This window comes from Modestobacter marinus, assembly GCF_019799945.1.
Classification (GTDB): domain Bacteria; phylum Actinomycetota; class Actinomycetes; order Mycobacteriales; family Geodermatophilaceae; genus Modestobacter; species Modestobacter marinus_B.
Map to the genome: position 1 here is coordinate 1 of NZ_JABGCH010000130.1, position 994 is coordinate 994.

Here is a 994-nt window from a genome sequence, read left to right on the forward strand (position 1 = left end):
CTAGACGAGTAAGTCCGAAGCCGATCAGTGGTCGTAGGCGATCAGGGATCGGGTGATCGGCTGGCCGGTGGCGCGGTTGTGCCAGATGGCGGCGGTGAGGGCGAGCAGGCGCTGGGCGATGCGGGCGGTGACGCCGGTGAGGCTGCGACCGCCGTGCAGTTCCAGGTCGAGCTGGCCCTTGAGGGTGTCGTAGACGGACTCGATCAGTTGGCGGATCGGGGCGAGCAGGTGCTGGCCGGGCCGGGGTGCGCGGTTGCGGTAGGAGGGGCGCAGCAACGCGACGCCGCGGGCGTGCAGATAGTCGTCCAGCTCGTGGGAGACGTAGCCCTTGTCCGCGAGCAGCAGCAGGCCGGGGCGGTCGGCGAGCAGCTCGGCGTCGGCGTCGAGGACGCACATGAGCACCTGCCGCTCGTCGAGCTTGGGGTCGGCCAGCGCCCAGGTGACCGGCAGCCCGGCCGGGGTGCAGATCAGGTGCAGCCGCAGCCCCCAGAACCAGCGGGAGTGGCTGGGGCAGTAGCTGTAGCCGGCGATGCCGGCCAGGTCCGAGCGCAGCACGGTGGGCCGGGAGCGGGCGCATTCGATCGGGGTGGAGTCGACCAGCCAGACCGGATCGCTCCATAGGTCGGTGTCTTCGGCCAGCATCCGGATCAGCCGCTTGAGCTGGGGCAGCGCGCCGCGCAGCCGCTTGTTGTAGCCGGACTGGCCGGGCAGATAGGGAAACGCGCCGGGCAGCGCGGCAGGGACCAGCCGCAGCCAGCGGGCCTCGGAGCGCACCCCGAGCAAGACCTGGGCCACGGCCAGGGTGAGCAGCTCGGCATCGGTCAGCCGCGGGCGGCGACCGGCGCGCACGCGGCCGGCCAGATAGTCGTCGATCCGGACGTAGAGTGCGGTCAGGAGGGTGTTGAGGTCTGTCGTCACAAGCAGAGCCTGAACACCCTCCGTCCCGAACTACAGGCCTGTGACTCAGCCGGGCCGTTCGGACTTACTCGTCTAG

At 70.6% G+C, this 994-nt stretch carries 1 protein-coding gene; it reads right to left on the reverse strand.

What is annotated here, in order from left to right; genetic code table 11:
• Positions 1 to 24 precede the first annotated feature (24 nt).
• On the reverse strand, positions 25 to 918 hold the full coding sequence (locus HK417_RS24410; protein ID WP_222273378.1) for an IS982 family transposase: 894 nt from the start codon (positions 916 to 918) through the stop codon (positions 25 to 27).
• Between the last annotated feature and the right edge of the window lie 76 nt (positions 919 to 994).